This window comes from Calditrichota bacterium (genome assembly GCA_014359355.1).
GTDB lineage: Bacteria > Zhuqueibacterota > Zhuqueibacteria > JANLFK01 > Oleimicrobiaceae > Oleimicrobium.
The window spans coordinates 1-4,535 of the sequence record JACIZP010000005.1; the positions used below are offsets into that span (position 1 = coordinate 1).

Below are 4,535 nucleotides of genomic sequence, written 5' to 3' on the forward strand. Positions count from 1 at the left end.
GAAAAAGCGCGCCCGTTCCGAGCCCGGCACCTTCTGCGCGGCAAGCACCACTCCGAAGGCAGCTGCCACGCCAATGGCCGGAGCACCCCGAATGCGCAGATGCTCGATCGCCTCTGCCACCGCTTCATAGGTATCCAAATCAAGGTAAACAAGCTCGCCAGGCAACTTTGTCTGATCAATGATGCGTAGCTTACCATCAACCCACTCAAGCGCTTTCACATTCATGGTCTCTCCTCGTCTGCCGGCCTCTTGGCACCCCGGGCCTGGGCACGGCGTCTCGTCAGTATGCATCATTCCCAGAAAACTTCATCACCGGGGCTCACTCTTCCCCAAGAGCGGGCGTGTGACCACCAGCCCGAAGAAAACACGGCCGCCACGCCCATTGCGCTCGTCCGCCGGTTTTGCTCCTGCCTCAGCGCGCCAACCGACCGCGCGCCTTCTGTTCCCTGAGAATCTTCTCCAACAATTCGACGATGCGGGCACTCGCCCCCATGCGTTCTTCCACCATGGCCCGTGCCTGCCTCCCGGCGGCCTCTCGCGCCTTGCCGTCCCGCAGGAGGTGGTTGAGGCACTCTTCGATCTCCTCGGCGTTGTTCACGGCAAAGCCGCCCCCGCGCCGTACCAGGTCCAAGGCCTCGTTGCTGTTCAGGTGGTGCGGGCCAAAGAGAACGGGGATGCCGTACACCGCCGGCTCTAAGACACTGTGCACCCCCGTGGTGAACCCGCCACCCACATAGGCCACATCGGCCACGGAGTAGAGATTGGCTAAGATGCCCACTTCGTCCACCACCAACACGCTACCATCTGCCTTTGCCCCCTGCCGCCAGGCACTGAGCCGCAAGCTGGTCAGGCCTTGTGCGGCTAACTGGCGCTCCAGCTCCTCGAGGTGCTCATCTTTCGGCTCGTGGGGGACGAAGATCGCGCGCAGCCCGTCAAGTTCGTCACGCAACGACCGCAGGGCGGGCAGCAGATGTCGTTCATCGGCTGGCCAGGTGCTCCCCGCCAGGAAGATCGGCTGCGCCGCGGCGCCGAAATATTGCTGCAGGTCCCGCACCTTGTCGTTCTCCATGGAGCGGCGCTTGACCTGGTCGTAGCGGGTGTCGCCGACCGCCATGATGGTGGGTCCCGCACCGGCTGCGGCGCGCAGCCGCTCGACTTCCTGCGCGGAGGTGGCCAAGATGTAGTCAAAGCTGCTGTACAGGAGTCGGCCCACCAGCCGGCCACGCCAGCGCCCCGGGGAAATCTTCGCCGACAGGCTTGCGTCAATCAGGACGGCCGGCGCACCTGATCGCTTGAGCGCGGCGATGTGATTCGGCCAGATGTCATGGCGCACTACCACGCCAATGTGTGGCCGCACTACGCGGACAAATCGCCTTGCCCCGTGGAGGGTATCCAGGGGCAGGTAGGTGACCACGTCGCTTTCAGTGCCTTCCGCGATGTGGTCGCGCACCGAGGGCGAGGTCACACTGAGCACGACGGCGACGTTCGGGATGCGCTGCCGGAGCGCTGCTATCAACGGCCGAGCCTGCTCGAATTCACCCATGGAGCAAGCGTGGATCCACAGCCGCGGGGCACTGGGATCCAGCAACGCCATCTTCTTCCGCAGCTGCACAAAAAGAGCGCGGCGCCCGAGTACGGCGCGCCGCACCTTCTTGTTCACCAGCGTGCCAACCCCAACCGCGAACATTAGCAGCGGTATGGCAATAAAGTTGTACAGTAGGCCCAAAAACGCAGGCATTCGTCTCCTCGGAAGCCACCAGCGCGGGAGGTGGCTTTCACTGCTGACGGAATGGAGTGAGACGCAGGTAGTCTCGCCCCAGTATGACGCTGACCTGGAAGGTGGACTTGGGGTCCAGTTTTGGCACTACCGCCTCTTCGCCGAGCCCCAGCACCGACGCCACCTTACGCGCGCTCTCCTTCTTGACGGAGAAGTGGTCGACAACCACCGTGCGTTGCACGTTGAAATTGCTATGGTTCTCATGACCCACCACGTTGAATCTGTGGTCCTCGAGGAACCGGCGCGTCTGCTGGGCGATGCCGTTCACTCCGCAGCCGTTTAGAACCATGACGGTGATGCGTTCCTCCTCCGGCGGCTTCTCGGCAGGATTGGACACTACATTCGGCGGAGTCTTAGCACGAGGAATGCGGCTCATGACGAAAAAGCCGGTCAGCACGACGTTGACCGCGACCACGCCCACACAAACCCACTTGACCATGGCCGAGGACCCTCTGCTCCCAGAGCCCCGCACCTGCCGCGGAGCCACTCGCCCCTTGCTGAACGATCTTGGCCTCTGCACCGTCCTTCCTCCCTGGAACTCGTTCGCCAACCTCCACACCGTCTTGCCTGCAGTGGATGATGCACGTCCCTCGCATCCCCGAGCCCGGCCTGCTTGGGCCTACGGGTTTTCTTGCCAGCCCTCTTGGTGAAGACCCGCCGGGCGAGAGAGCCAGTACGCGGGCAGCGCCCGGTACTGCACTCCCAGCGAGAACTTGCTCGACGGCCGGTATTGGATTTCCGCCGCAGACACAAAAGGCCCATTGGCCAGGACAGAGCCAACGCCGAAGTTCTGCAGCGGGGAATGCGCCATGCCCCATTGCAGTCGCACCTGCAGCGGCTGCGACACCGCATACTCGATCGTGTTTAGGTACACCCCCTGTGCGAAGCTCTGTCCGCCCAAAGAGAAATAGCTCAACGTGTAGGAGTGCGATAGATGCAGCCGCGAGGGATCAAGGCCCAACAGTCCGCCAAACCGCGGCGTTGCCGGCGTACGCAGCTCCTTAGCTAAATCGAGCGGCTGGCTCTGCTGCCTGAGCTGGGCAGTGGCGGCACCCACCAAAAGGCACCAGATGAGCACTACTCCGCATCGCCGCATCATTGCATCACCTCCTGTTCCTTAATGGTCGCATGGCCGACCGGTCACTTCCTAGATCAGACGGCCAACGCGGACGCCCACATCACTCAGTCCTCTCATTGGCATCGGAACTGTCCGGGGTCGAATTCTATTTCTACTCCGTCTCCCTTTTTTTCGTAGGTAATGAGCACACCACCCAGGTCTTCGCGTTGCAGCACCTGCGTGGGCCACGAACTAGGCTTGATGGAAACCTCCGTTTCCCCAACGACGCCATCGACGCCGCGTGCTTCCTCGGCTGGCGTAGCCAGACGATAGGCCAACCCCGTCACTTCCGCCACCTTTTTCAAAATGGCTTCCTGGTACTTCAACCCCACGAATGTCTTCGCCAGGATGAGGTCCTCGACCCATTTCCTGATCATCTCGTCGGTGATACCCTCTAGGACGCCCTTGAACTGAAAGAGTTTTTCCCGGATGAGTCGGCATGCGTCCTCGATTGCGTTTGGAAACCTTGCTTGGTACCAAGAGGCCCGTTCCTCGAATGTGTGCCCTTCAAATTCCTGGATCAGAGTCGACATCTGCCCGACAACACGGGGCCTGGTCGCACCCGCGTATCGATTGGCCAGATTGAGAAGCGGGGCCACATACGTCGGCAAGTCAGGCGGAGGAGCCGCGAGCAAATCGCGTAGTTCTGCGAAGGTGATCAGCGTCTTCATCCGCCCTGTCTCGCCTGCGTTCCAGAGAGGCTGCCCTGCCTGTGTAATTGCAACAAGTGCCTCCGAAGCCGGAACTCCCTGCTTGTATCAACCGCGACTAAACCCGTCCGGACCAGGTGCCCGTTGAGAAACGTCTTGTTCTTCAAGTACACATACGCAAGCAAGTCCCCTCGCTCGTCGTGTTTCTCCTTGTCAAAACGCAAGAAGACCTTCGTTCCCCTGGTCTTCTGCCGGAGAAACTCCATTGCCGCGACCCGACATGCAGTATTCTCCACAACCCCTAAGAGGCGCACGCACAGTCCATTGTCGAGCTGCAGTCTTTCTGGAGAGAGGACCTCCTTGACGGCAAACAGCTCGCTGCGCGCCCCCGTGTCCCCGTCCTCGACGCGTGAGCCGAATTTTAGCTTACGCGGGTCGACTCTCTTGTCGAGTCGGTGCGGGTCGGAGAATTTGTAGGGCAATCTCGCTATCAGCTCGGAAAAACTTCTTGGAGGCGCCTCCTGGTTTACAAATTCGTACGTGGTCTCGCCGAAAAGGTCGCCCCGCCCCACACCCAGCTTCTCCCTGATGATCGCCATAAACCTCGGGTTGATTTCATAGCCAACGGAATTTCGCCCCAACTCCTTTGCTGCCAGCGACGTCGTGCCACTGCCCAAGAAAGGGTCAAGGACGGTGTCCCCCACAAAAGAGAACATGCGAATCAACCTCTTGGGCAGCTCAACAGGGAACATCGCCAGATGTTTGTCCTGCTTCTCGCCCCCGAAGGTCCAGTGACCGGCAAAGTAAGAGTTCCACTCCTCGGTGCTGAGCTTAGAGAGCTCGCGAATCTCCCGGCTCACCTTTGGCGCCTCCCCGAGTTTCTTGAAGATAAGAATGAACTCATAATCGATCTTCAGGATCCCATTCCGCGGGTAGGGGAAGGAGCCCATCACGGTGGCGCCGCCCGTGGTGTTAGTGGTCGTCACCTTCT

General features: G+C 60.7%; 6 protein-coding genes. All 6 read right to left on the reverse strand.

Features of this window, described 5'->3' with window-relative positions:
• Nucleotides 1–225 (reverse strand): S-methyl-5-thioribose-1-phosphate isomerase (locus H5U38_00080; GenBank protein ID MBC7185408.1); only part of this gene is annotated, 225 nt, incomplete at its 3' end.
• A gap of 187 nt (nt 226–412) precedes the next feature.
• Entirely contained in the window at nt 413–1,738 is a 1,326-nt protein-coding gene (locus H5U38_00085) for a hypothetical protein (protein ID MBC7185409.1), read from the reverse strand.
• Between the two features lie 37 nt (nt 1,739–1,775).
• Nucleotides 1,776–2,297: a LytR C-terminal domain-containing protein gene (locus H5U38_00090; GenBank protein ID MBC7185410.1), complete on the reverse strand. Its 522-nt coding sequence runs from the start codon at nt 2,295–2,297 to the stop codon at nt 1,776–1,778.
• A gap of 99 nt (nt 2,298–2,396) precedes the next feature.
• On the reverse strand, nt 2,397–2,876 hold the full coding sequence (locus tag H5U38_00095; protein MBC7185411.1) for a hypothetical protein: 480 nt from the start codon (nt 2,874–2,876) through the stop codon (nt 2,397–2,399).
• Nucleotides 2,877–2,968: 92 nt separating this feature from the next.
• Complete coding sequence (locus H5U38_00100) at nt 2,969–3,565, reverse strand: MjaI family restriction endonuclease (GenBank protein MBC7185412.1); 597 nt, start codon at nt 3,563–3,565, stop codon at nt 2,969–2,971.
• The coding region (locus H5U38_00105) for a thermonuclease family protein (protein ID MBC7185413.1) at nt 3,562–4,535 on the reverse strand (974 nt) is incomplete at its 5' end. The genes H5U38_00100 and H5U38_00105, both read right to left, overlap by 4 nt.

Coding starts and splice junctions, on each gene's coding strand:
- H5U38_00085 (MBC7185409.1), bottom strand. CDS start 1,738: ATGCCTGCGTTTTTGGGCCTACTGTACAACTTTATTGCCATACCGCTG.
- H5U38_00095 (MBC7185411.1), bottom strand. CDS start 2,876: ATGATGCGGCGATGCGGAGTAGTGCTCATCTGGTGCCTTTTGGTGGGT.
- H5U38_00100 (MBC7185412.1), bottom strand. CDS start 3,565: ATGAAGACGCTGATCACCTTCGCAGAACTACGCGATTTGCTCGCGGCT.